19 protein-coding genes are annotated in these 26524 nt (G+C 43.3%); 5 read left to right on the top strand and 14 right to left on the bottom strand.

Annotation, left to right across the window (positions count from 1 at the left end; translation table 11 throughout):
- Positions 1-369: 369 nt before the first annotated feature.
- Positions 370-963, top strand: coding sequence for a class I SAM-dependent methyltransferase (locus KKOR_RS03630; protein ID WP_012800656.1), 594 nt, complete (start codon positions 370-372; stop codon positions 961-963).
- Positions 964-1418: 455 nt separating this feature from the next.
- Here KKOR_RS03630 and KKOR_RS03625 read toward each other — a convergent pair whose 3' ends face one another.
- The gene (locus KKOR_RS03625; protein WP_012800655.1) at positions 1419-2648 is read right to left on the bottom strand and encodes a nucleoside recognition domain-containing protein; all 1230 of its coding nucleotides are present in this window, start codon (positions 2646-2648) and stop codon (positions 1419-1421) included.
- A gap of 206 nt (positions 2649-2854) precedes the next feature.
- Between KKOR_RS03625 and ttcA the strand changes: the two genes are divergently transcribed.
- From ttcA to KKOR_RS03610, 3 genes are all read left to right on the top strand, one after another.
- Positions 2855-3772: a tRNA 2-thiocytidine(32) synthetase TtcA gene (ttcA, locus tag KKOR_RS03620; protein ID WP_012800654.1), complete on the top strand. Its 918-nt coding sequence runs from the start codon at positions 2855-2857 to the stop codon at positions 3770-3772.
- Complete coding sequence (locus KKOR_RS03615; RefSeq protein ID WP_012800653.1) at positions 3772-4227, top strand: acyl-CoA thioesterase; 456 nt, start codon at positions 3772-3774, stop codon at positions 4225-4227. Before ttcA ends, KKOR_RS03615 begins: the two co-directional genes overlap by 1 nt.
- 255 nt (positions 4228-4482) lie before the next feature.
- Complete coding sequence (locus KKOR_RS03610) at positions 4483-6576, top strand: M13 family metallopeptidase (RefSeq protein ID WP_012800652.1); 2094 nt, start codon at positions 4483-4485, stop codon at positions 6574-6576.
- A gap of 133 nt (positions 6577-6709) precedes the next feature.
- On the opposite strand, the gene KKOR_RS03605 is transcribed toward KKOR_RS03610, so the two are convergent.
- Complete coding sequence (locus KKOR_RS03605; protein ID WP_012800651.1) at positions 6710-7804, bottom strand: PQQ-dependent sugar dehydrogenase; 1095 nt, start codon at positions 7802-7804, stop codon at positions 6710-6712.
- A 145-nt stretch (positions 7805-7949) separates the two neighbouring features.
- A complete protein-coding gene (locus tag KKOR_RS03600; RefSeq protein WP_083777368.1) occupies positions 7950-10208 on the bottom strand; it encodes a S9 family peptidase in 2259 nt (752 codons plus the stop codon).
- A 148-nt stretch (positions 10209-10356) separates the two neighbouring features.
- Here KKOR_RS03600 and KKOR_RS03595 point away from each other — a divergent pair, with 148 nt between their 5' ends.
- The gene (locus KKOR_RS03595; RefSeq protein ID WP_012800649.1) at positions 10357-11298 is read left to right on the top strand and encodes a DMT family transporter; all 942 of its coding nucleotides are present in this window, start codon (positions 10357-10359) and stop codon (positions 11296-11298) included.
- A gap of 206 nt (positions 11299-11504) precedes the next feature.
- On the opposite strand, the gene lpdA is transcribed toward KKOR_RS03595, so the two are convergent.
- From lpdA to KKOR_RS13710, 11 genes are all read right to left on the bottom strand, one after another.
- Positions 11505-12923: a dihydrolipoyl dehydrogenase gene (lpdA, locus tag KKOR_RS03590; protein ID WP_012800648.1), complete on the bottom strand. Its 1419-nt coding sequence runs from the start codon at positions 12921-12923 to the stop codon at positions 11505-11507.
- A 138-nt stretch (positions 12924-13061) separates the two neighbouring features.
- On the bottom strand, positions 13062-14741 hold the full coding sequence (aceF, locus tag KKOR_RS03585) for a dihydrolipoyllysine-residue acetyltransferase (protein ID WP_012800647.1): 1680 nt from the start codon (positions 14739-14741) through the stop codon (positions 13062-13064).
- 15 nt (positions 14742-14756) lie between these two features.
- A complete protein-coding gene (aceE, locus tag KKOR_RS03580) occupies positions 14757-17438 on the bottom strand; it encodes a pyruvate dehydrogenase (acetyl-transferring), homodimeric type (protein ID WP_049756751.1) in 2682 nt (893 codons plus the stop codon).
- A 233-nt stretch (positions 17439-17671) separates the two neighbouring features.
- Positions 17672-18541 (bottom strand): regulatory signaling modulator protein AmpE, encoded by an 870-nt coding sequence (gene ampE / locus KKOR_RS03575; protein WP_012800645.1) that lies wholly within the window; start codon positions 18539-18541, stop codon positions 17672-17674.
- Positions 18542-18644: 103 nt separating this feature from the next.
- On the bottom strand, positions 18645-19412 hold the full coding sequence (zapD, locus tag KKOR_RS03570; RefSeq protein ID WP_012800644.1) for a cell division protein ZapD: 768 nt from the start codon (positions 19410-19412) through the stop codon (positions 18645-18647).
- A 7-nt stretch (positions 19413-19419) separates the two neighbouring features.
- Positions 19420-20019 carry a dephospho-CoA kinase gene (gene coaE / locus KKOR_RS03565; RefSeq protein ID WP_012800643.1) on the bottom strand — a complete coding sequence of 200 codons (600 nt, stop codon included), beginning with the start codon at positions 20017-20019 and terminating at the stop codon, positions 19420-19422.
- 52 nt (positions 20020-20071) lie between these two features.
- Positions 20072-20980, bottom strand: a complete 909-nt coding sequence (locus KKOR_RS03560; RefSeq protein ID WP_012800642.1) for a prepilin peptidase — start codon at positions 20978-20980, stop codon at positions 20072-20074.
- 42 nt (positions 20981-21022) lie between these two features.
- Complete coding sequence (locus tag KKOR_RS03555) at positions 21023-22267, bottom strand: type II secretion system F family protein (protein ID WP_012800641.1); 1245 nt, start codon at positions 22265-22267, stop codon at positions 21023-21025.
- Between the two features lie 123 nt (positions 22268-22390).
- Positions 22391-24103, bottom strand: coding sequence for a type IV-A pilus assembly ATPase PilB (gene pilB, locus KKOR_RS03550; protein WP_012800640.1), 1713 nt, complete (start codon positions 24101-24103; stop codon positions 22391-22393).
- A 92-nt stretch (positions 24104-24195) separates the two neighbouring features.
- Positions 24196-25905 (bottom strand): PglL family O-oligosaccharyltransferase, encoded by a 1710-nt coding sequence (locus KKOR_RS03545; protein WP_012800639.1) that lies wholly within the window; start codon positions 25903-25905, stop codon positions 24196-24198.
- Between the two features lie 70 nt (positions 25906-25975).
- Positions 25976-26422, bottom strand: coding sequence for a pilin (locus KKOR_RS13710; protein ID WP_012800638.1), 447 nt, complete (start codon positions 26420-26422; stop codon positions 25976-25978).
- Positions 26423-26524: the final 102 nt, after the last annotated feature.

Raw genomic sequence — 26524 nt, 5'->3', positions numbered from 1 at the left:
AGCACACGTATCAATCTCATGTTCCAACTACCCCCTTAGATTGAGCTGAGTAGTAGCCAAGACATAGCAATTCAAAACAGGATGTTTTGAATAGTAAAATTCGGGCCAGGGATGGAACGTATTTTACGGTGCGTTAAGTGGCTTGGCGGAGACGAAGGTAGTTGAACGAAGTGAAACCTCAATCTCGGGGCGCGCTTCTTTTTGCCTTCTTTTTCTTACGCGAATAAGAAAAAGAAGGTCGCCGAGGGGCGAAACCCCAACAACCCGATATATTGAGAGCGGTGCACCCATAAATAAAAACCTCCCCATTAGGGATTCTTACTACATAGTGATAAAATCGCGCCATCTTAAACTTTTACCTTCAATACCATGGCCCATTACACTAAATCTGATATTCCTGGACTGAAACAAGATCTTCAATTCGAAGATACTCTCTGTGATTTTCCTTTGCAGTTCAAAACTACCTGGGGCTTGTTCTCGCCACGTAATATCGACGACGGCACTATCATGTTGCTGAAGTACATGGATATTGAGACCACCGATAACTGTCTGGATCTGGGCTGCGGTTATGGTGCCTTAGGAATCACCATGGCCAAACAGGCTCCTCAAGGCCAAACCCTGATGGTGGATAAAGATTTTGTGGCGGTGGATTATGCCAACAAAAACTGTGAGTTAAACGGAGTGACCAATGCAACCGCTCGCCTGAGTAATGGCTTTAGCGCAGTTACAGAAAAAAACTTCAATGTTATTTGCTCCAACATCCCAGCCAAAGTCGGCAATGAACTGCTCTATATCTTCCTGCAAGATGCCTGGGATCGGCTCGAACCAGGGGGCACTTTCTATGTTGTAACAATCACTGGTTTGCGAGAGTTCATGAAAAAAGCTTTTAAGGAAATCTTCGGCAACTACAAAAAACACAAACAAGGTCCCGCTTACACGGTTGCCAGTGGCACCAAAGAATAGCAATAAATGGTCTGCAATCCCCTGTTTATATAAGATGTGGCGCTTTCAGATAAATGAAGTGTCACATTGTCATGTCAGCTTCAAAATTCTGTAAACATTTTTTCACAATTTCTGTGGATAACTTTGGGGAAAAGTTGCAAGAAACTTTGCCTAAGCCCGAAAACACTGGACACCCATACAAATCGTTCATTTTTTGTACAGCATGCATCTTTCTTCAATTAAATCAATTAGTTAGCATGTTTGCAATAGTCTATTTCCACTCTGAATACTTTCTGTACAGGCGCAAACCCTTGTCAAATCTAGCTTTACACCAGCTTGTGGATTTCTCATATATGATTTGTCATATTTTTGGAAGTTTTTGGTTCAAATATTCTGAAAAATATTCAAGATACACAACTGAAATTGTATAATTTTTCGGCAGTTAGTAACCACTTAATGCTTACCCCAAAGTATGCTTATGCAAAGAACCAGTAAGTTAATAAAATGGCCGCCACAATACCCGCCAGATCAGCAATCAGACCACAAGCTAACGCGTGTCTGATCCGCTTAATGCCCACGGCACCAAAATAGACGGTTAACACATAGAAGGTGGTTTCGGTGCTGCCTTGGATCGTCGCCACCATATATCCAACAAATGAATCCACCCCTTGGCTTTGCATCGTTTCCAACATCATGGCGCGCGAACCGCTACCACTGAATGGTTTCATTAGGGCAGTTGGCAATGCTTCAACAAATCGAGTATCCAAGCCTAAACTACCGAACAGCCAGCCAAGACCATCAGCAAAAGCATCCAACGCGCCAGACGCTCGTAGCGCGCCGATAGCGGTTAACATAGCGATCAGATAGGGGATGATTTTGACTGCGACTTTAAAGCCTTCCTTTGCACCTTCAACAAAGTCCTCGTAGACAGCAACCTTCTTACGCCAACCGTACAGCAGAATAGTAACGATTGCAGCCATCAGCAGAAAGTTGCCCAGCGCCGAACTTGCTTCGGCCATTTCTTCCGTCGGTAAGCTGACCAGACTCCATACTAGAGCACCGATCAAACCAGCAAAGACTAGAAAATAAGCCGCAATAACGCGGTTAAAAATATCAATCTTCTGCACAATGGACACTGCTAACAAGCCAAAAAAGGTCGAAGCGCAGGTCGCTAACAGGAGCGGCAAAAACACGGCTGCCGGATCAGCGGCGCCCATCTGCGCGCGATAAAGCAAAATGGTAATTGGGATAATAGTGACCGCAGAAGTATTGAGTACCAGAAACAGAATCTGTGCATTACTGGCTTCTTCTTTGTTTGGGTTTATCTCCTGCAATTGCTCCATGGCACGAATACCCATCGGAGTTGCCGCATTATCTAAACCCAGCATATTAGCAGCCATGTTCATACTGATACTGCCCAGGGCTGGATGCCCAGAAGGCACTTCAGGCATCAGCTTCCGGAATAAGGGCGCTAACGCTTTAGCCAGCAAATTCACCAGCCCGCTCTTCTCAGCGATTTTTAACAACCCCAACCAAAACGCCAATATACCAATCAAGCCAATCGCGATAGTGACGCTGAGCTTAGCCATGTCAAAGATCGACTGAACTAACTCTGGAAAAGCCGCGGCATTGCCTTGCACCAGCCATTGAAAAAGCGCTAACACAAAGGCAAGCACAAAAAAGAATAACCAAAGAATGTTTAACACACGGTCTCCTTATCCATAGTCCCCTTATTCATAGTCCTCTTATTATTAGAGCCTGTTGACTTGAAATAATGTCTTGCCACAGATAATACACAAAATCAGGGTTGAGAGTGTATAATGAGCGCCTTTTCTTCGCTCAGCTATTACAGACCAGCGTTCCGGCTGGACTGCCGGCTCAAGCGAACAGACATATTAATTCGGTTTTAAAGATGACCACAGCTGATACAGAGATTCCCGAGAAAGAAGCAAAAACCAGCTTTAACAAGTTACAAAAGCGTTTGCGCCGTCACGTCGGCCAGGCGATTGCCGATTTCAATATGATTGAAGAAGGCGACAAAATTATGGTTTGTCTGTCCGGCGGCAAAGACTCCTACACTTTACTTGATATTCTAATGGGCTTACAGAAAAGTGCGCCGGTGAGTTTTGAGTTAATAGCTGTAAATCTTGACCAAAAACAACCGGGCTTTCCAGAGCAAGTTTTACCTAACTACCTCAAGTCAGTTGGCGTGCCTTATGAAATCATAGAGGAAGACACCTACAGCGTTGTTAAGAGCATCATCCCTGAAGGCAAAACCACCTGCAGTTTATGTTCGCGCCTGCGTCGTGGCATTATTTATAGCTGGGCAGAACAAAACGGCATCACTAAAATTGCCCTCGGCCATCACCGCGATGACATCATTGAAACATTGTTCCTGAATATGTTCTTTGGTGGCAAGATGAAGTCCATGCCGCCAAAGCTCAAAAGTGATGATGGCAAGCATATCGTGATTCGTCCGCTGGCTTACTGCAAAGAGAAAGATATTGCCAAGTTTGCCAAACTCAAAGAGTTCCCAATCATTCCTTGTAACCTATGTGGTTCTCAGGAAAACCTGCAACGCAAAAACATTAAAATGATGTTACAGGACTGGGATCGCAAATACCCTGGACGGATTGAAACCATCTTCAAATCGATCAGTAATGTAGCCCCATCCCATCTGACCGACACCAACTTATTCGACTTTGTCAGCTTAAGTCAGGAGTCAACGGAGCAAGATACACTATTCGATGCGCCCGATATTCATACTCCTGATATTGAGCATGACGAAGATGATGAAACCCAAAGCATTAACATTATTAAGGTAGGCTAATGTCTGATACTCAAGCGTTAACTGAATTTAAACAACAATTTCCCGTACTATTGCCGATTACCGTAGCCTGGGGCGAAATGGATGCTTTCCAGCACGTCAACAATGTTAGCTACATACGCTATTTTGAAAGTGCCCGTATCGCATACCTGGAAGCTTTAGGCCAGGAAGCCAAAATCACCAGCAATACCGTTGGTCCAATATTGGCAGATATCTATACGCGCTACCGCCGTCCGGTGGTTTACCCTGATACATTAATCGTCGGCACTCGTATATCCGAGTTGGAAGAGTTCGGTTTTACCATGGAATATCAAGCATTTAGCGAACAGCAGCAAACCGTTACTACACTCGGTAAAAGCCGCATAGTGATGATAGATTACAGTAGCAACCAGAAAGTCGCCCTTAAAGACTGCGTTTTGGACGAGATCTTGAAATTACAGCCTGAACTTGGGTCATAACTAAATCCAAAGTTAGGCTAATTACTGCAAGAAAGTAAGGGCGAGAGTCGCTCGCCCAGCCACAGCCTACAGCAACAGCCTGCAAAACACTCCCTGCACTTGTCACACTCTGTTACTTTTAGCCCCTGCTAAAACTTTTCTTTAGGCCCCGATCTGGGTAGTATGTTGAGCGGAAATTTTTAAATAGCGCCCAGAGCGCTCAAAAACAGATTATTAACAGTCTTACACTATTTAGTCTTAAACAAAGGTGTCCCAATGAAAAAACTACTCATTAGCTCCGTTTGTTTAGCTGTGTTAGCGGCTTGTAATTCCGGTACGGAAGAACAAAAAGCGAACCAAGAAGCAGCTAAGCAGGAGGTTACCGAGCAAACCTCAACTACCACTACTCAAGCAGAACAAGAACTCGTATCAGGTATCGATAAACAACATTTTGACCATTCAGTTCGCCCACAAGATGACTTATTCCTGCATGTGAACGGTAAATGGCTAAAAGAATTTGAAATCCCTGCGGACAAATCAAACTATGGCGCATTCACCATGTTGGCTGAACAGGCTCGCGAAGATGTTCAAGCAATCATTGAAGATGCAGCCAACAGCAACGCTGAAAAAGGCTCTGATGCACAAAAAGTCGGTGACTTATATCAAAGCTACATGAATGAAGAGCTTTTAGAAGAGCTCGGCACTAAGCCTCTTCAACCAGAACTAGATAAAATTGCTGCTATTAAAGATCTGTCTGATCTTTCAGAGTATATCGCGTATGCACAAATGGTTAGCGAAGCGCCGTTCAGTACTTACGTTTATATTGATGCTCGTCAGCCAGATACTTATATCACGCAAATGAGTCAAAACGGTTTAGGGTTACCTAGCCGCGACTTCTATCTAAAAGACGACGAGAAAAGCGAAGAAATTCGCCAGAAATATGTTGAGCATGTAGCCAAAATGTTCGATCTTGCTGGTGTTGAAAATGGCGAAGAAAAAGCCAAGGCAGTAATGGCCATTGAAATGCAAATTGCTGAAAAGCATTGGCCAAAAGAAAAGCTGCGTAACCCAGTTGCTCGTTACAACAAAATGAGCTTCGAAGAATTGCAAAATACTATTCCAAACCTTGACTGGAATCGCTGGAGCAAGACTGCAATGCTGGAAGGCATTGATAACGTTATCGTTGGTCAGCCCGACTACTTTGCCGCGGTAAACGATATGCTCAAAGAGATTTCAATTGATGATTGGAAAACTTACTATCAATGGCATCTTATTAGCGATTCAGCGTCATTCTTGAATAAAGCTCTAGCAGAAGAAAACTTCCGTTTTTTCCAGGGCGTTTTAAGTGGTGTTGAAGAGCAAGAGCCTCGTTGGAAGCGCGGTGTCAATGTGATTAACGGCTCACTAGGTGAAGTTGTTGGTAAAATCTATGTTGAAAAGCACTTCAAACCAGAAGCTAAAGAGCGCATGAAAGAACTGGTTGAAAATCTTCGTACAGCTTATGCCCAAGGTATCAAAGAGCTAGAGTGGATGGGTGAAGACACCAAAGAACAGGCACTTGATAAACTGGCTAAGTTTACTCCAAAAGTTGGCTACCCTGATAAGTGGAAAGATTATTCTAAGCTTGAAATTAAAGCGGATGATTTATTAGGCAATATGAAACGCGCCACCATGGTTGAAATCAAACGTAACCGTGAGAAGTTAGGTCAGCCAATCGACCGTACAGAATGGTTCATGACACCACAAACGGTTAATGCTTATTACAACCCTGTGATGAATGAAATCGTATTCCCAGCGGCCATTTTGCAACCTCCATTCTTCAATCTTGAAGCAGACGATGCAGTGAACTATGGCGGTATTGGTGCGGTAATTGGCCATGAAATGGGCCACGGTTTCGATGATTCAGGTTCACAATATGACGGTGACGGTAAACTTCGTAACTGGTGGACTGAAGAAGATTTGGCTGAATTCACCAAGCGTACTGACAAACTTGTTGCTCAATACAACGACTTCACAGTACTTGACGGAGTACATGTTAATGGTGAATTCACTCAAGGTGAAAACATCGGTGACCTTGGCGGCCTAACTATTGCCTATAAAGCCTATCAGCTTTCTAAAGACGGCAAACCAGCTCCAGTGATTGACGGCATGACCGGTGACCAACGTGTGTTCTACGGTTGGGCACAAGTATGGCGTCGTAAGTATCGTGACGAAGAGCTACGCAAGCGTATTGATACCGACCCACACTCGCCTAGCGAGTTCCGTGCTAACGGTACCGTTATGAATATGCCTGAGTACCATGAAGCATTTGACGTAAAACCTGGTGATGATATGTATTTAGAGCCAGAAGATCGTGTAAAAATTTGGTAATTCTTTTTACCCAGTCTTTTACGACGAAAGAAAAAGCCGACTTTATAGTCGGCTTTTTTGTGTTTGTTATTCATGCTAGGGGCAGACACACAGGTCCGCCCCTACCCTTAAACAATAAAATGATTAAATCTCCTCATTTACCCTTCTGATAGGACACTCGATACACTTTGCTGAAGCCATCATCAGAAACAAGGATCGAACCATCGGTCAGCATTATGATGTCATTAGGACGACCCAAAACTTCATCACCTTTTAACCAGCCTGTAACAAAATCATCTTCGGATAAAACCCGATTAGCTTCGAGTGGCATATTCACTACTTTGTAGCCCACTTTCGTACTGCGATTCCATGACCCGTGCAGGGTTACTAAGGGTGTATTTTTATATTCTGAAGGGAACATATCACCAGTGTAAAACATCATCCCTAGAGGGGCCACATGCGCCTGATATTCCCATTCAGGTTTTCGGTATTCGCGCTCACCTAATTCGTCACCAAACTCGGGATCAATAACATCGTTACCATGCACATAGGGGAAGCCAAAAAACTGCCCTTTTTCTGTGACACGATTGAGTTCACAGGGTGGTAAATCGTCACCCATCCAATCACGACCATTATCGGTAAACCACAGTTCTTTGGTTTCAGGGTGCCAATCGAAACCAACACTATTGCGTACGCCAGTTGCGATCAACTCAAACTCTTTAGTTTCAATATTGAGGCGACCAATGGTACCAAAGCGCTCATCTTTTTCATTGCAAATATTGCACGGTACACCGATTGGAATGTACAGGTGGCCATCAGGGCCGAATTTTATATATTTCCAGCCGTGGTGACTTTCATCTGGTAGCTGATCAAAAACCACTTCCGGCTCGGGCTTTTTATTATAATTTTTGTCTATGTCTTTGAAGCGTAAAATCTTATCCACTTCCGCCACATACAAATCACCATCTTTGTACGCGACCCCGCTGGGCATATACAAACCATCAGCCACTAACACCACTTCATCCACTTTGAAGTCATTATCCTTATCAATCATGGCGTGGACTTTGCCTGGCTTTCTAGAGCCAGTATAAACAATGCCTGTATCAGACAAAGCCATCTGCCGCGCACCATCGACATTTTCAGCAAATAGTTCAATTTTGAATCCTTCAGGAACTTCTGCGGCCTCTGTACTCAAGACTGACAATGACAGCATAACAATGCTCGACAGAGCAGGAATAAACTTGGTCATGTTGATTTCCTATTGATTGGTATGCTTCAAGACTAATATTTGTATGCAGTCATTTGCAAGAGACAACTCATCAAAATAGAAAACATCTATGATCAAAAAAAGCGGCCACCTTTCGGCAAGCCGCTTTGTTAACTTACGTAGCGAACTACTTCAAGTTCTCATCAAAGTAATTACCAATGGTATTAAACACGTGGGTACGTACCTTTTGTCCCCAGATTGAGTGCTTGCTGCCCGGGTAGTTCATCATATCAAACGGCTTATTGGCATCCTGTAAGGCTTTAAATAGCTTGGTGCTATTGGTAAACAATACATTATCGTCAGCCATGCCATGGATAATCATGAGGTCACCTTTTAGTCCCTCTAAATATGGAAAGACATTACTCGCTTCATAACCGTCTTTGTTTGAATCAGGATGACCTAAGTAGCGTTCGGTATAATGAGTGTCATATAAATACCAGTCAGTCACAGGCGCTACTGATACACCTACTTTGAATATATCAGGCTGCTTGAACATGCTCATGATGGTCATATAGCCGCCATAGCTCCAACCAAACATACCAATTTTATCACCATCCACATAGGGTAAGCTTTTAAGAAATTCGACACCAGCAACCTGGTCTTTTACTTCCACATCACCGAGCTCTTTATAAATAGGGTCTTCGAATTTTTTACCACGATTCCAGGAGCCACGGTTGTCCAATGAGAAAATGATATAGCCCTTACTTGCCATCAAGTGATGCCAGTAAGTATTTCGTGCACCCCATTGATTACGTACGCGCTGGGCGTGAGGGCCGCCATAAACATCGACAATCACCGGGTATTTTTTAGAGCTGTCAAAAGGTACCGGCTTATAAAGGCGGTAATACATCTCCTGCCCATCTTCGGCTTTTATCGTGCCAAACTCAGGCTTCGAGGCTTTTTGATAGTAGTGATAATAGGGATGGTTTTTATCCAGTTTGTTTTCTTCTAACCAGGTAATCAGACTACCATCGGCATTACGTAAACTGACCTGTTTAGGCTGTGATACGGATGAAAAATAGTCGACAAAAATCTTCATGTTCTTTGCAAAACTTACTTCGTGAACACCAGATTTTTCAGTGATTTTTTTCGCTGAACTATCGCCGCTTAAAGCTACTGAATAGAGGTCTTGCTGCAAAGGACTCTCTTTATTGGCATCAAAATAAACTACGCCCTGCTCTTCATCAACACCGTAAATCTTGTCGATAACCCAGTCACCATCAGTCAACTGATGAATCAAGTTACCCTTCAAATCGTATAAATATAAATGACGGAAACCGCTACGTTCCGAAGTCCAGACAAAAGCAGCCTGGTCTTTCAGGAACATTAAATCTTTGGTTAGATTAATCCAGGTGTCAGAGGTTTCGGTCAGAATAGTTTTAGACTGACCATTGCTAATATCCGCAAAACGCAGTTCAAGTGTCTGCTGGTCACGAGTCTGCCATTGATAAGAGACTTGTGAGGAATCAGACAACCAGTTTACGCGTGGAAGATAAATATCCGTTTCTTTACCCGTATCTATCCATTGGGTTTTGCTGGTTTCAAGATTCAATACGGCGAGCTTAATTAATACATTATCAGTACCGGTACTCGGATAGCGTTGCTCGAACACGGTGAAATCCTCAGCATTGATTTCATAACGTTTCTCGATATTAACGGGTGACTCATCAATCTGTAAGTAAGCAATTTTTTTACTATCTGGTGACCACCAATAACCTGTCAGACGCCCCATTTCTTCCTGTGCCACGAACTCAGCCATACCATTTTTGATAGTGCCTTCACCATCAAAGGTCAGCTGGGTTTCCTTCCCAGTCGCTATCTCAACCTTAAAGATGTCCTGATCACGAATAAAGGAGACAAACCTACCGTCGGGTGACAATTTAATATCGGTCTCGTAGGCTTCCGTATCAGTAAGCTGTTTGGTGGCCTTTTTAGGGGCTTTGTTCAAGTCATAAACAAAGATATCGCCCGCCAGAGGAAACAGTAATGTCTGGCTATCATCGCCCCAGTAATAATCTATGATCCCCTTTGCGAATAAACGCATACGCTCACGGCGCGCTTTCTCTTCGTCCGACAGCTGCTCTTCGCCAGGACTCAAGTCATTGGAATCAACTAACAGGCGGGACTCGCCATCGGCAAGGTTGTATTCCCACAAGTCTAAACGCTCCTGTTCCTCTACTTTGCCCTTGAGGAAAGTGACTCGCTTGCCATCTGGAGATAGTTTAACGGAGCTGACTTCAGGGCCATCCAGAGAAGGATCGGCATAAATCCGCTCAACGGTTAATTCTAAATCTTTGCTGGTTGCTTGCGCTGTATGCATAGTAAGAAAGGTTCCTGCCATCAATGAAATCACTGAAAATAAAGGTATTAAATTATTACTTTTCATAGCCATCACTAATTTTTTACGAACCAGCATCATAGTTACTCAGACTCTAATGATCAATCACCTGACTAATTCGATATGCCCGCTAGTCAATTAGACTCTATTACTGCATAATCCGTCCTTTATCTTTATCGCTAAATTCGGGTAAAACATGCATACAGTATCCGGTCGTTGGCAACTAGGCTTATTATTATCTTTAACTACCGCCCTGCTTTGGGGTCTGTTGCCTATAGCATTAAAAACTTTACTCGACCAGATGGATGCGGTCACCGTGACCTGGTATCGCTTTTTCAGCGCTGCCGCGATTCTTTTTATCTTCCTGATCTACAAAAGAAAATCACCCAATTTCAAGTTAATCAAAGGTAATGTCTTATGGCTGATGGTAATTGCGGTAATCGGTTTATGCCTCAATTACGTGTTCTACCTTTTTGGGGTCAACCTGATCACACCCAGTAGTGCGCAAGTTATGATTCAGACCGCGCCCATGTTTATGCTATTAGGCGGGTTATTGATTTTTAAAGAATCTTTTAACAAACAACAATGGCTTGGTTTTGCCTGTTTTGTGATTGGCCTGATTTTGTTTTTTAACCTGCGTTTTCAAGAAATATTTGAACAAATAACCGGCGACTATGCGGTTGGATTAGGCTGGATGTTTTTAGCCGCGATTGTCTGGGCCGCCTATGCCTTAGCCCAGAAGCAACTCCTCAATAACTATCGCTCTGACCAGGTTATGTTCATGATATATCTGGCCTGTATTCCTTTATTAAGCCCTTGGTCATCACCGGGACAGGCACTAGAACTTGATACGGCTGGCTGGTGGCTTCTTATTTTCTGTTGTTTAAATACCTTGATTGCCTACGGTGCTTTTGCCGAAGCACTGGCGCACTGGGAAGCCTCGCGCGTTAGTGCAATTTTGGCAATCACACCACTGGTTACCATCGCCAGCATGAAAGTCCTCGAATACTTTTATCCAGATACACTATTGTCTGAACCAATCAACTTGTTCAGTATTGCGGGGGCTTTATTAGTTGTCATCGGCTCAATGATTACCGCCCTATCCGGCAGAAAAGCCGTGGCACCGATCGCGGAATAAGATTCTTATTCAATAAAGGGCAAAGTTTCGTTCGCCTTTAGCCCATAAAAAAAGCTTCCCGAAGGAAGCTTTTTCAATCAATCAAAGAAAGCTGGATTTTTTGCTCTGAGCGCGGCATAAACCTTTTCGAAGAAGGAGTTCACATAAAGTGAATGACCGATGATGAAAAGGTTTATAACAATGCTCAGGGCAAAAAAGATGCTTTCTTATTTCTTCTTGCGCTGAGCAGGAAGATCAGTACACACACCTTCATAAACTTCAGCCGCAAAACTCACTGACTCAGAAAGCGTTGGGTGTGCATGAATCGTTAAACCGATATCTTCTGCATCACAACCCATTTCAATGGCCAAACCAACTTCTGCGATAAGCTCACCGGCGTTAACACCAACAATAGCACCACCGATGACACGATTGTTTTTCTTGTCGAATAATAACTTGGTGAAACCTTCTTTACGGTTTACGCCGATGGCGCGACCTGAAGCTGCCCATGGGAATTTACCCACGCCATAGTCGATGCCTTGTTCTTTGGCTTCTTTCTCAGTTAGACCTACCCATGCCAATTCAGGATCGGTATAAGCTACTGATGGAATAGTTAGTGGGTCGAAATAATGTTTCTTGCCAGCAATCACTTCAGCGGCAACGTGTGATTCTGCGGAGGCTTTGTGAGCCAACATCGGTTGACCAACGATGTCACCAATTGCGTAGATGTGAGGTACATTGGTACGCATTTGCTTGTCGACTTCGATGAAGCCACGATCGCTAACTTTTACACCAGCTTTATCAGCATCAATTAAGTCACCGTTAGGACGACGACCTACTGCTGATAAAATCATATCGAATTTTTGTGGCTTTTCAGGAGCGTTTTTACCTTCAAAGGTGACATACAAGCCATCTTTTTTGGCTTCAACTTTAGTCACGCTGGTTTCAAGCAGGATATTTTCATATTTAGCAGAAACGTATTTTTCCAAGACTTTAACGACGTCTTTGTCAGCTGCTGGAACTAGCTGGTCAGCCATTTCTACTACAGTAATTTTTGCACCCAGTGCACGATAGACAGTGGCCATTTCCAGACCAATAATACCGCCACCGATCACCAACATATGCTTTGGAACCTGACGCAGTTCTAGAGCACCGGTTGAGTCAACAATACGGTCATCTTCTGGAAGGAAAGGTAGTTGAACAACACGCGAGCCAGCTGCGATAATCGCATTGTCGAAAGTGACTTTTTGCTTTTTACCGTCATTCTCAACTTCAATTTCGTTAGCACCGGTAAATTTACCGTAACCTTCAACAACTTTAACTTTACGACCTTTCGCCATACCCGCAAGGCCGCCAGTCAACTGCTTAACTACGCCATCTTTGTATTCGCGAATTTTGTCGATATCAAACTTAGGCTTGCCAAAGTTCACACCGTGAGCTGAAACTTCTTCAGCCTCATCGATTACTTTAGCGGTATGAAGTAATGCTTTAGAAGGAATACAACCTACATTTAAGCAAACACCACCCAACACAGAATATTTTTCAATCAAAATAACGTCCATGCCTAAATCAGCAGCACGGAAAGCAGCGTTGTAGCCGCCTGGGCCACTACCTAAAACAACGACTTGAGCGTGTAAATTACTCATAGGATCCTCTTTTTGTATCTGAATTCGGAGCTAACAGCTCGCAAAATTGCTTAAAATTTATTAGCCACTCCAAAAGAGTGGCGTATTTTACCTGAACTGACTGAAAAATCATCAATCAATTCGCTGTTTCTAGCGCCTTTATAGTATGACTCGTCTTATATCGCCTAACATTTTACTGAGATGAACAATAAAGCGCGCCGCCACCGCACCGTCAATCACCCGGTGGTCATAGGACAGCGACATTGGCAACATCATGCGTGGCTCAAACTCTTTGCCATTCCATACCGGTTTCATCTGATTACGCGATAAGCCAAGAATGGCAACATCTGGCCAGTTCACGATTGGCGTAAAGGATGTACCACCGATGCCACCCAATGACGAAATGGTGAAACAGCCACCTTGCATATCGGCTGCGCCCAGTTTCTTGTTACGGGCTTTCTCAGACATTTCACCCAGCTCATTGGCCAGTTCATAGACTGATTTTTTGTCTACATCGCGAATCACAGGGACTACCAAGCCGTCCGGTGTATCGACGGCAACGCCAATATTGTAATACTTCTTCAAGATCAGGTTTTCACCGTCATTGGCGAGTGATGCATTAAAGCTCGGAAATGCTTTCAAACTCGCTACCAAAGCTTTCATGATGAAAGCAAGCGGAGTCAGACGAACGCCTTCCTTCGCTGCTTCATCTTTCATGCTTTTGCGGAAAGCATCCAGCTCGGTAATGTCGGCATCTTCGTGCTGGGTCACATGGGGGATCATGGTCCAGTTACGGTGCAAATTCACACTGCTGATTTTCTGGATTCGGCTTAGAGGCTTTTGCTCCACCTCACCAAATTTCGAGAAATCGATTTCAGGAAGATCTGGAGTGCCCACAGCTCCTGAACTTGCAGTTGCTTTTGGACGCGACAATTCGAACTTAATAAAGGATTGCACATCCTCTTTCATGACCCGCGACTTAGGACCAGTGCCTTTTACCTTGCTCAGGTCAACTCCGAACTCACGTGCTAAACGACGCACTGCCGGGCTAGCATGTACTAACTTACCTTCTTGCGGAGACTGTACAGGGTAGTCAGAAACCGGAGCTGGTTTTGGTGTATCAGGTTGTTTTGGTGAATCTTGTGCGGGTTCAGAACTTTGTTCCGACTTCTGTTCCGCTGTCTTCGCTTTAGATGGTTTGCTGGAAACCGTTTTAATGACACCAATTTGATCGCCCTGACTCACCTTATCACCAGCTTTAACGCTCATGGAGACAATGGTACCTGCAGACGGCGATGGCACTTCCATGGTTGCCTTTTCTGTTTCAAGCACAATCAAGCTATCGTCTTTTTCGATGCTGTCGCCCGCCTGAACACTAACCTCAATCACATCTACGCCACTGGCATCACCAATGTCGGGAATGATTAAAGGCTCTTCTTTTTCTTCGCCTGCTTGTTCTTCGTCATCGGAGGAATCATCCTCTTCAGTCTCCTGTGGAGAAGTCTGCTGTTTTGAGTCGTCTTGAGACTCCTCAGTTTCATCAGCCTGTCTTTCCTCTGATTCTTCACCTGCAGAATCATCAGCCTCTGCGCTAGTTTCAGCAGCTTCAATGGACAAGATGACATCACCTTCGGAAACCTTATCACCGACCTTTATTTCAATGGATTTGACCACGCCAGCATGGCTCGAAGGCACTTCCATAGTAGCCTTATCAGTTTCCAGAACAATCAAACCATCCTCAAGCTCGATGGTGTCACCGACCTTGACCAATACTTCAATAACATCAACCCCACTGGCATCACCAATATCGGGGACTTTTACTTGTGTAATATCTGCCACGATGTTTCCTCCAGTTTATAGGGTTGCCGGATCGGCTTTGTCTGTATCAATGTTGTAGCGCTTGATAGCCTTAGTGACTTCTTTAACATCAATGTCACCTTCATCAGCCAAAGTTTTAAGCGCTGCCAATACAATGTAATAACGGTCTACCTCGAAGAAGCGACGTAAATTCTCGCGACTGTCTGAACGACCAAACCCATCGGTACCCAGCACCGCGTATTTTTGCGGTACAAAGTTTCGAATTTGATCAGCATAAGATTTCATGTGATCTGTCGATGCAATCACTGGCCCTTTCTGCTTAGCCAAACACTGCTCAACATAGGACTGTTTAGGCTTCTTGGTGGGGTTCAGCATGTTTTCACGCTCGACGGCCATACCTTCGCGACGCAATTCAGTGAAACTGGTTACTGACCATACATCTGATAAGACACCAAAATCTTTTTCCAACAGGTCTGCTGCATATTCAACTTCGCGCAAGATAGAACCTGAGCCCATCAATTGAACACGCGGCGCTTTCTTGCGAGATTTGTTTTCGTGCAATAAGTACATTCCTTTAATAATGCCCTCTTCTGAACCTTCAGGCATTTCAGGGTGCGGATAGTTTTCGTTAAGAGTCGTGATGTAATAGAACACATTTTCCTGATCGCGATACATACGACGCATACCCTCGCGAACAATCACTGCCAGCTCGTGTGCGTAAGTCGGGTCATAACTAATGCAATTTGGAATGGTTGCTGAAATCATATGACTGTGACCATCCTGATGCTGCAAGCCTTCGCCATTCAAGGTTGTGCGGCCAGAGGTAGCACCAATCAGGAAGCCTCGCGCCTGCATATCGCCAGCAGCCCAGGCCAGATCACCAATGCGCTGGAAACCAAACATTGAGTAATAGACATAAAAAGGAATCATCGGCAGATTATTGCTCGAATAGCTGGTCGCAGCAGCCATCCACGATGACATGGCTCCGGCTTCGTTGATACCCTCTTCCAAAATCTGACCTTTCTTATCTTCGCGATAATACATGATCTGATCGGAATCAACTGGCTCATACAACTGTCCTGAAGAAGAGTAAATGCCGATTTGACGGAACAAACCTTCCATCCCAAAGGTACGTGCCTCATCAGGGATGATTGGCACAATACGGTCTTTTAATCCTTTATTTTTCAATAATATATTCAAGGCACGCACAAATGCCATGGTGGTTGATATTTCGCGGTCACCGGTTGCCTTAAGCAATGGCTCAAAATCCGACAGAGGTGGAATATCCAAAGAATCAGATTGAGGACGACGTGCCGGAAGATAACCACCCAGTTTTTCACGGCGCTCACGAAGATATTTGATTTCGTCGCTGTCTTCGCCTGGATGATAGAAAGGAACCTCTTCCAACTTATCATCAGGAATCGGTACATTAAAACGGTCGCGGAAATGCTTAAGCGCTTCAAGGTTCATCTTCTTCACCTGGTGCGAAATATTTTTTCCTTCGCCCGATGAACCCATGCCATAACCTTTAACGGTTTTAGCTAGAATAACAGTTGGCTGGCCTTCAGTATTGACCGCACGATGATAGGCGGCATAGACTTTATGCGGATCATGACCGCCACGGTTCAAACGCCAAATGTCTTCATCCGACATATTAGCAACCATTTCTAATAGTTTGGGATCTTTACCGAAGAATTTTTCGCGCGTATAGGCACCACCTTTGGCCTTACAATTTTGATACTCGCCGTCAACCGTTTCGTTCATCACTTTCAACAAGCGACCTTCGGTATCACGCGCAATCAGAGGATCCCAATAGCGGCCCCAAATGACTTTGAGTACGCTCCAACCCGCACCACGGAACTCGCCTTCCAGCTCCTGGATAATTTTGCCATTACCACGAACTGGGCCATCAAGACGCTGTAGGTTACAGTTCACCACGAAGATCAAGTTATCCAGTTTCTCACGACCTGCAAGACTGATCGCCCCCATTGACTCAGGCTCATCCATTTCACCGTCACCCAGGAAGGCCCACACTTTACGGCCTTTGGTTTTAGCTAAACCACGATCCTCAAGATACTTTAAGAAACGCGCCTGGTAGATTGCCTGAATTGGACCCAAGCCCATAGAAACGGTTGGGAACTGCCAAAACTCTGGCATTAGCCAAGGGTGCGGATAAGAGGAAAGGCCTTTGCCATCGACTTCCTGGCGGAAGTTAGCCAATTGGTCTTCATCTAAACGGCCTTCGAGAAAAGCTCGAGCATAGATGCCTGGCGAGCAGTGGCCTTGATAATAAATCAAATCACCGCCGTGCTCATCATCAGCAGCATGGAAGAAGTGGTTAAAGCCCACATCATAAAGAGTGGCGCTCGAAGCAAAACTCGATAAATGCCCGCCAAGTTCCAAATCTTTTTTAGAGGCCTGCAACACTATGGCAATCGCATTCCAGCGGATAATGGCACGCAAGCGGCGCTCCATTTCCTGATCGCCAGGCATGTGTGCTTCTTGGGAGGGGGGAATCGTATTTAAATACGCAGTGGTTAAATCAAATGGTAAATTTGCGCCAGCACGACGTGCTTTAGCGACTAATTTTTCAAGCAGGTAATGAGCACGCTCAACGCCCTCTTCTGCCATTACCGCATCTAGAGCATCGATCCACTCCTGAGTTTCAATCGGATCAACGTCTTCGATTGGTGCATCATTTTTTTGATCTTGTGTCATATTCTTGCCTTTCATTTGGCCTCAGTACTGCTTATTCAATACTAATTTCAGTACCGATGGTCTTTACAAGAGAGTTGCCAACAGATAATTAACAACTGTTAATCAACTTAACTAAAATTCGCAAAGTGCCCATCATAGACAAAATGAAGGAAAAAAGATACTTTCAGCGGTGGTTTTTGACCAGTATTTGAGTTAGGCCAAACCAGGGACAATATTTAACTCTTGTTAATTATTCAAACCCAGGTCCAACCCAATAATGACATGACTGCTACGAAAGCAAATAGAATAACGCCGGTTCGCTCAGTGAGCTTTAAAGCACATAAATTCTCGGCAACCTTCTGTTTTTGCTCAGTTTCACAATCAAGAACAGGGCCAATAGCTGCCACCCCGGTTTCCTCAACCAGCTCCATACCATCGACATTAAAGTCAAAGAACTTCCTTTTAATCTTAGAAACACCCGAAGCCATATCACCGGCAAGCAAATAGGCCAATACTGAAATACGACCTGCAACCCAGTCCATTATCGACTTAAGTGGCGCAGACAAACTACCTTCTGGATTATTAGCTAAATACCAGTCCAGTAAGCGATATAGCAATGCCCCCGCAGGCCCTAGCAACACAAACCAGATAACCACAGCAGCATAACGACGCTGAGTTTCGGTGAAGATGGCCTGGCTGACCATACGCTGGGTTTGCGCCCAATCATCAGCTTCTTTACCGGCAAAGTTCACAGCATGTTCATAAGCACCCTGCTCATCATCCTGAGCAATATCGGAAAAATACTCTCGTAGAGACTTTCGTGGTGACTCAGGGCCCAAGCAATGAACCAGAATAACGACCGCCAAGGCAAGCATAATTAAAGAGGAGATGAAACCATCACCAAAGGTTTCAAACAATAAGAAAATCAATATAACAGGAAGTAGAATTAATGCAGCCTCCGCAAGCCAGCCTTTAAACCATGACTGCTCGCCAAACGACTCGCCCAATCGTTTTTGATAAGCAACAAACCAGTTAGCATTACTGTACTTCTGGCGTTCGTCGCTATTACCTGTATGAAAATAACGTTCGAATAATAAAGCGATTATGAGTGTTAAAAGAGCCATGTTGAAACCTTATTAAATCCGTTCAGGTTTATAGTACCAAATGAAAATACAGAATGCGCCAATTAGTTGTAGCAACAGTTTACTGTTTTAAACGGCCTACAAGTCAGCAAATCGCCACCTGGAATTTAGTATCATCTGACAGTACCTTCTGTTCCTGCTCCCCCGGCTGAATAAACCGAATCGTAAAACAATATTTCGAGCCGCTTATTTCAGGATAAACACTGGTAGCAATAGGCATTTTTACCCTAATTAGATGGGGGTTTTGCTTTTTATCAAAATTATGCTGATAAGCACCATTGTTGGTTTCGCCATCGACAAACTGACCGTTTTCACGATACAACCGTAATAAGACCTTAAGACACTTATTCAGCCCATCAAAATGTTCAAACCATTCTGTAAACTTCTGTTGCCGATAATTAACGGGCTGTTGTAAAAACTGGTGTAACTCGGGTAAGTCAAAGCTACAGGAAGCGCCTGGAATACGAATTCGATGCTTAATCAAGTCAATAAAACGATCTTGGCGTAATGTTGCACCGAATTTTCCCTGATAATTAGCCACCCAGAGATAAAGCTGCTGGAGTTGCTCTAAAAAGCGCTTGAGTTTAACGTCATCTATATAGGGACTGGCTTCCAGCTGTTTAAAATGGTTTTTTTGTTGCTCAAGCTCTTTGAGAAGCTCGGCCTTAAGATCGCCTCGATCAAGGCAGTCCAGAATCTCCCACAAGTTATGCAACGCTGCAATGTGCGAAGCAACAGAATCAATAGACTGGAGTTCTTGCTGAATATTAAAAAGATTTTCTAAGCGCAGATAAGCGCGTATCTGCTCATTGAGCGGATGCTCATACAAGATATAACTGGCAGCTTCGGGCATCAATTGCCTAATTCCTTGCTAATTGCCTGTATTGGTTATCAAGCTTTATAACGCTTTGCTTAAGGGAATGCAAATCTGAGTCATTCACAATAACATCGTCAGCAATCGACAAGCGTTGTTCTCGAGTTGCCTGCTTGTCCAGAATTGCCTGGGCCTGCTCAAGGGTTGACTGATCGCGCTCCATTAAACGCTTGAGCTGAATTGCTGTGGGACAGTCAACCGTTAACACCCGATCATAGTTTCGATATTGACCACTTTCAAACAATAAAGGAATTACACTGATCGAGTAAGCTGAATGCGCTAACTCTTGACGTTGCTTGATTTCCGTTCGAATCAGCGGGTGAAGCAGATTGTTAAGCCATTGCCTTTGTTGCTCATCGGAGAATACCATGCTACGGAGCTTTTGACGGTCTAGCTCACCTATTTCAGTTAAAACCTGCGTGCCAAAATACTCTGTTATAGCCTGTAAAGCCTGAGATCCCTTGGCAACAACTTCACGCGCAATCACATCAGCATCAATGACCGTCACTCCAAGTTCCGCAAACATATCACTGACAGCGGTCTTACCGCTAGCGATTCCACCTGTTAAAGCAACTTTATAGGTCATGGCTAAATTATTTAGATGATTTCCTTCAGCTCCCTACTCATTTTGGGAATTACTAAGGCTGCAACATTTGAATATAGGTATTGGTAATCGTCTCACCCCAAATTAGGGCAATCCAGCCAGCAATAGCCAAAAAGGGGCCAAATGGGATTTTATAATCACGCCCCTGCTTGCTAACTACCATCGCCACAATACCTAAAACAGCACCTGTTACCGTGGATAATAAAATTACTAAAGGCAGCATCTGCCATCCTAGGAAAGCTCCTAACGCCGCAAGCAATTTAAAATCCCCATGTCCCATGCCTTCTTTGCCGGTCAGTAGCTTAAATAGCCAATAGATCGACCAAAGAGACAAATAGCCCGCTAAGGCACCAATAACGGCCGATGGTAAGTCTTTAGCGAAGCCTGTTTGAGCAAGCTCAGGTGCCAGCCAAAGTGCGGCCACCAAACCAATCCAGACTAATGGTAGGGTTAATTGATCCGGCAGAATCTTATGGTCATAATCGATATAGCTACCAGCAACCAAGAAACAGGTCAATATTAAGGCGAATGCCAGTGACCAGGACCAACCAAAGGTAATGGCACACACCATAAATGTTACAGCCGTCAGGAGCTCAACAAAAGGATAACGACCGCTGATTTTGGCTTTGCAGTTGGAACACTTTCCTCTTAAAACTAACCAGCTAAAAACCGGAATATTCTCCAAGGCAGTGATCTTATGGTGACACTTGGGACATGCCGAAGCCGGAGTCATCAGATTATATTTTTCAGGAAGACCATCTTTAGGGCAAGAAACGGTGCAATTGGCTTCAGTCAAAATTTCAGTTGCAGTAGTACGCCATTCACGATTTAGAATTAACGGTAGTCGATGAATGACCACGTTCAAAAAACTACCCGTTAATAGCCCCAGTATAAAAACCAAACCTGCCAACACGGGCAGGTTTGTTGAAAGAATTTCAATCATGTTGTCTATCTTTTAAATTATGTGATTTATATAAGCTCGTCGTTAGAAAGCATCGCCCAATTTGAAGATTGGCAAGTACATTGCAACAATAATTGTACCAACAACGCCACCAATAAAGACGATAACAAACGGCTCAATCAAAGAACTCAAGCCATCGACCGCATCATCAACCTCTTGCTCATAAATATCAGCTACCTTCGCCAGCATGGTATCAACAGCACCCGACTCTTCACCAATCGCAACCATCTGATTCACCATGTTTGGGAAAACCCCGGTTGATATCATCGCCAGATTGATTTGCAAACCCGTAGTAACATCTTCTTTAATTTTCATGATGGCTTTACGATAAACCGCATTACCAGAAGCTCCTGCGGCAGAATCTAAAGCATCAACTAAAGGAACACCTGCGGCAAATGTGGTCGCTAGTGTACGAGCATAACGTGCGACAGCGGCTTTTTGAATTAATGGGCCGAAAATAGGAAACTTAAGCAATAACGCATCCTTTGAATCCCTAAATTTTTCAGACTTATTATTTAACTGAACATAACCAACGACAATAGCTATTAACAACCCTAGGTAAATATACCAATTAGCCTGCATGTTCTCCGACATTGAAACAACCATGGCCGTAAGAGCAGGCAAGTCTGCTCCAGCATTAGAAAATAAATCCTCAAACATTGGAACTACGTAAATAAGAAGAATAGCAGTTACGGCTAGAGATACCGTGATTACTGCTGCAGGATACATCATGGCTGATTTAATTTTTGACTTCAGAGCTTCTGTCTTTTCTTTATAGGTCGCAATTCTATCCAGCATTTGCTCTAAAGTACCAGACTGCTCACCAGCATGAATTAAATCGCACACTAAATCATCGAAGTATTTTGGGTGATTGCGTAAAGAGTCAGCAAAAGGATTACCTGACTCGACATCAGTTTTAATATCCATGACCAAGTCTTGAACACTCGGATTTTCATGACCTTTACCGATAATGTCAAAGGACTGAACTAAAGGTACACCAGCTTTCATCATAATCGCTAGCTGTCGTAAGAATACCGCAATATCAATCGGTTTAATGGGCTTCTTACTTGCACCAAAAGAGAATAGCTCTGCGTTAACCGTTTTAGGCTTAATTCCCTGCTTTAAAAGTTGCTGCTTCACAGCATCAGCGCTTTCAGCAGGCATCTTGCCTTTCATTTTATTACCCTGCTTATTAACACCTACCCACTGGAAATTTTTCAACTTAGTCTTTTTTGATTTAGCTGATTTCCGTTTAACTGCTGTTGCCATTTTGATTACCTTTCTAATGTTCTAATATGGCTAAAACGTTCGTTTGATTAAGAACATCTCACCCCATAAAATCTGATACAGTATTAATTCTACTCTTGTTCATCTTGCTGATAACGTTCAGTGCTACTCTTGAGTTACACGGTTGACTTCCGCCAAACTGGTCAGTCCCGCTTTGACCTTATTAAGGCCTGCTCTACGTAAGTCTGGAATCCCCTCTTTTTTAGCTTGATCAGCAATATTGATTGCATTACCTCCTTCCATAATAATGCGACCACTTTCTTCCGAAACTGGCATAACTTGGAACAAGCCCACACGACCTTTATAGCCCATTGTGCATTTATCGCAACCTACGGGCTCATAAATTGTGAGTTCGTTCAGCTCTTCTTCGCTAAAACCCTCTTCAATCAATGCTTCTTTAGGTAAATCTGATGGTTTCTTGCAGTGTTCGCAGAGACGCCTTGTCAGACGCTGAGCTACCACCAAGTTTACCGTGGTAGCAATATTAAATGGTGCAACCCCCATATTAACTAACCGAGTCAAAGTTTCTGGTGCTGAATTAGTATGCAGGGTAGATAATACCAAGTGACCGGTCTGGGCGGCTTTAATGGCAATTTCAGCGGTTTCAAGGTCTCGAATCTCACCCACCAGCACAATATCTGGATCCTGACGTAAAAAAGCCCTCAGTGCCGAAGCAAAGGTTAAACCTGCTTTGACATTAACATTGACCTGGTTAACACCATGTAAATTAATCTCTACAGGGTCTTCTGCGGTAGAAATATTTTTATATTCATCGTTAAGAATATTCACACCAGTATAGAGAGTTACTGTTTTACCAGAGCCAGTAGGGCCTGTTACCAACACCATTCCTTGAGGCTTTTCAATAGCACCCATGAAATCTTTTTTCTGCTTTGGGTCAAATCCTAAAGCGTCAATACCTAACATTGCCTGCGCGGGATCTAGAATACGCATTACAATTTTCTCACCAAACAAAGTAGGCAGCGTATTAACACGAAAATCAATCGCTTTTGTTTTTGAAATTTTTAGTTTTACACGACCATCTTGAGGAACACGACGTTCTGAAATATCCAGCCCAGAAAGAACTTTTAAGCGTGCAGATATACGGCTGGCAAGCTGTATAGGTGGTGATGCAATTTCATGCAAAATACCATCAATCCGAAAACGAACACGATATTTTTTTTCATAAGGCTCAAAGTGTAAATCGGAAGCACCTTTACGAATCGCTGAAATGAGCATTTGCTTAACAAACTTAACTACTGGCGCATCTTCACCGGCAGCTTTATCATCCATTTCCTGCTCAGCTTCAGGGTCTACAGCATCTAAATCAATATTATCCAGGTCGGAATCATCGAAATCAGACAGGGTTTCATTTTCTTTTTCTTCAATCAGCTTACCGACTACCGACTCAAGCTTATTCGGCTCCACCAAGACTGCTTCAACCGAGCAGCCTGTTTGGAATCGAATTTCTTCTAAACTTTTCAGGTTAGTCGCGTCAGATACTGCGACAAATAGACGAGTGCCTCGCTTGTAGAGAGGAACAGCCCTGTGTGCCTGCATAAGCTTAAGATCAATGACATCTTTAGGAATATTTTCGAAGGCTATACTGGAGAGGTCGAAATAAGGATAACCAAAATTGAGAGCTTGAGCTTTAGCTGCCTGCTTCCCCTCCAACCAGCCTGCTGCTACCAGCCAGTCAATTAAACCAACTTTTTCTTCCTTGGCATTTTTGACTGCCTGCTGGACCTTTTCTTTCGTTAAAAGTCCTTCAGCTACCAATAAATGAGCTAATCCGGAAAGGCCTGTATCCGCTAAAGTCATGATATTCAGTAAAGAGTTTAAAAGTCGAATCTATATCCTTGAATAAAAAGTGCTAAAAGTCAATCGTTCTAACTTCAAACCCTTATTGAAACCTAAAGATTATCACCCAAGTAACCATTAACCCAATCTTGTGTTTTCCTATGAGTTGGGTAGTAATACTTTAATCTTAAAGCAGTCTCACGGGCTCGTTCATATTCTCCAATGCATTCATAAGCGAGAGCCAAATCCCTGTAGTAGTCGAGCCTGGGAGAAACTTCAAGAACTTTTTCTGCCCAGTTTATATAATCATTACAAAAGAAAGTGTTTCCAGTCGAACGTCCAAATCTTGATAGGCTTGCCTTATAAAAATAATTATAGGTATCAGGCCACCCAAACTTTATATATACGGATTCGATTGTCTGCAAATCCTGTTCGTCATAAACAAATTCTTTTGCTTTATTTAGTGAAAGGATATTCAGAGTAAATACCGCCAAGAAAAAAACGAAGAAGATTACTGAAGCCATTCTTAGAGCAGAGCTTAAACCTTTTAAAGAAAACTCCTTATCTTTTGACTCTTCCTGTTTTAACGTGGCAACCTGTTTATAAGCGATAACAAACAAAACCCCAAGTACTATAAGGTGTAGGGTAGATTGATAAAATGGCATCTCAAACATTGAATGAACTAAAATTGGCACAAACAGGGAGATGCTGGCCAAGAAGTATGTAAGACGCGTCCAGAGAGCCTTTGCGAGTATAAATACTAAAGCTAAAAGGCTAACAATGGTAATTAAACCTCCTTGTATCCCCCAAAGTAATAACTCATTATGAGGATGAACTAAATTACCATGGTAGTCATTATCCACTGGAATTTTACCCGCGTCATATAACTCAGCAAATTTTTCTAAAAAAACATGCTCAAAACTTCCAAGCCCATGCCCCAAAATTGGCTTTTCAAAAATAGCCATTACACTTGTCAGGTAATACCCAACGCGGGGGCCCCCATGGACAATCTGTTTATCAATATTACCAGCCAAGCCTGATATGTAATCAGCACTGACCGAAGCAAGAATTACTAGCACAACCCCAATAGCGACTCCAAACTGTTTTTTCGAGAGAATGAGAGGAATAAGCAGTGCCACACCGATTATCAGGCCAATAATACCAGCTCTTGATACAGTATATGCAACCGTAAAGCTTGCCAGGAAAACAAACACAAAAAATATAGCATAAGTGACTTTTGTGTATCTGACTTCTTTAAATGGGCTTAAAATATAATAAAAGCTAAGAACTATTCCAGTTGCAACAAAGCTTGCGAAAGCATTTCTTTGATTGAAGACTCCAAGAGGTGTCGGTTCAATTAATAGTTGCCCACTTTGATAGTTAATAACAGAGGCACTGATGATTTCATAAGCTCCCCAGATAACCTGTATAAAAACAGCTCCGAGAATTATTAGTATGAGTTTATTTGCTTCACCTTTCAGTGCATCAAATTGATATAAAGCTAAAATAAATATCCATATCGTTAAGTACCCTGCAACAAGTAACAAGCCACTTCTAAAAATTGCAAAATCATGAATAATAACGAAAGGAAGTAAAGAACAGGCTAAGGCGATAGAGCCCCATTTCCAAAAACAAGGGATTTTAAGCCCTCTAGTACTGATAAGAAAAAAAGATAAGCAACAAACCGCGACAACCCATAACCAACTAAGGTTATTCTGCTGTATGCCAAGCCCCGTGATACCAATACTAGGAAACCAAACGTGTGAAATGAGTAAAAAGTATAAGGCAACTGTAAGTAACACAATTTTGTTTTCTTTTGACACAGACTCTAATCTCTTTTCTTGTTTATAAAAAAAGCGAGCTTTCGCTCGCCTTTTTAACAGTCATTAAAAATTAACGACAACTAGCTGGAGCTAAACCTGAGTTAGCCAAAGAGTTTGTACACTCCCAACCATAGATGTTGGCACCAGCAGCAGCACCGCCTGCCGAGTCAACTGGAGAAAGAATAATTCTTCCCGCAGAACCGTCACCAACTTCAGCATCATTAATAACAACTTGAATATCACCAGGATTGGTAACACTTACTTCAATAGATGTAACATAAGTTGAACCGCCACTACAGCCGGCTTCGGTTGCATCAGCTGGTAGTGCATTATTGGCAGCTGCAAACTCAGCTACAGAAGTTTTACATGCACCAGCTGTTGCCATAGCCTCAGAAATTTTAGAACGCTTGATGTAATCCTGATAAGCAGGGATTGCTACTGCTGCCAAGATACCTACGATCGCTACAACGATCATTAATTCGATAAGGGTGAAACCCGCTTGCTTTTTAGTTTGCATAAGACTCTCTCCTATTCTTTATAAAGAATTTGCAAATTGTTTAAGTTCAAATCTGTTCACAGAGAATTCCGTATAATCTGATCAAAACTACACGGGCCATTA

Source organism: Kangiella koreensis DSM 16069, from assembly GCF_000024085.1.
GTDB lineage: Bacteria > Pseudomonadota > Gammaproteobacteria > Enterobacterales > Kangiellaceae > Kangiella > Kangiella koreensis.
This window is presented reverse-complemented; position numbering and strand designations above follow the sequence as displayed.

Excerpts from the sequence above, each read along its gene's own strand:
- coaE (WP_012800643.1), bottom strand. The coding sequence starts at position 20,019 with ATGACCTATAAAGTTGCTTTAACAGGTGGAATCGCTAGCGGTAAGACC.
- KKOR_RS03555 (WP_012800641.1), bottom strand. The coding sequence starts at position 22,267 with ATGGCAACAGCAGTTAAACGGAAATCAGCTAAATCAAAAAAGACTAAG.
- aceE (WP_049756751.1), bottom strand. The coding sequence starts at position 17,438 with ATGACACAAGATCAAAAAAATGATGCACCAATCGAAGACGTTGATCCG.
- KKOR_RS03605 (WP_012800651.1), bottom strand. The coding sequence starts at position 7,804 with ATGACCAAGTTTATTCCTGCTCTGTCGAGCATTGTTATGCTGTCATTG.
- KKOR_RS03610 (WP_012800652.1), top strand. The coding sequence starts at position 4,483 with ATGAAAAAACTACTCATTAGCTCCGTTTGTTTAGCTGTGTTAGCGGCT.
- KKOR_RS03600 (WP_083777368.1), bottom strand. The coding sequence starts at position 10,208 with ATGAAAAGTAATAATTTAATACCTTTATTTTCAGTGATTTCATTGATG.
- KKOR_RS03595 (WP_012800649.1), top strand. The coding sequence starts at position 10,357 with ATGCATACAGTATCCGGTCGTTGGCAACTAGGCTTATTATTATCTTTA.
- ampE (WP_012800645.1), bottom strand. The coding sequence starts at position 18,541 with ATGGCTCTTTTAACACTCATAATCGCTTTATTATTCGAACGTTATTTT.
- KKOR_RS13710 (WP_012800638.1), bottom strand. The coding sequence starts at position 26,422 with ATGCAAACTAAAAAGCAAGCGGGTTTCACCCTTATCGAATTAATGATC.
- KKOR_RS03560 (WP_012800642.1), bottom strand. The coding sequence starts at position 20,980 with ATGATTGAAATTCTTTCAACAAACCTGCCCGTGTTGGCAGGTTTGGTT.
- lpdA (WP_012800648.1), bottom strand. The coding sequence starts at position 12,923 with ATGAGTAATTTACACGCTCAAGTCGTTGTTTTAGGTAGTGGCCCAGGC.
- KKOR_RS03630 (WP_012800656.1), top strand. The coding sequence starts at position 370 with ATGGCCCATTACACTAAATCTGATATTCCTGGACTGAAACAAGATCTT.
- ttcA (WP_012800654.1), top strand. The coding sequence starts at position 2,855 with ATGACCACAGCTGATACAGAGATTCCCGAGAAAGAAGCAAAAACCAGC.
- pilB (WP_012800640.1), bottom strand. The coding sequence starts at position 24,103 with ATGACTTTAGCGGATACAGGCCTTTCCGGATTAGCTCATTTATTGGTA.
- KKOR_RS03615 (WP_012800653.1), top strand. The coding sequence starts at position 3,772 with ATGTCTGATACTCAAGCGTTAACTGAATTTAAACAACAATTTCCCGTA.
- zapD (WP_012800644.1), bottom strand. The coding sequence starts at position 19,412 with ATGCCCGAAGCTGCCAGTTATATCTTGTATGAGCATCCGCTCAATGAG.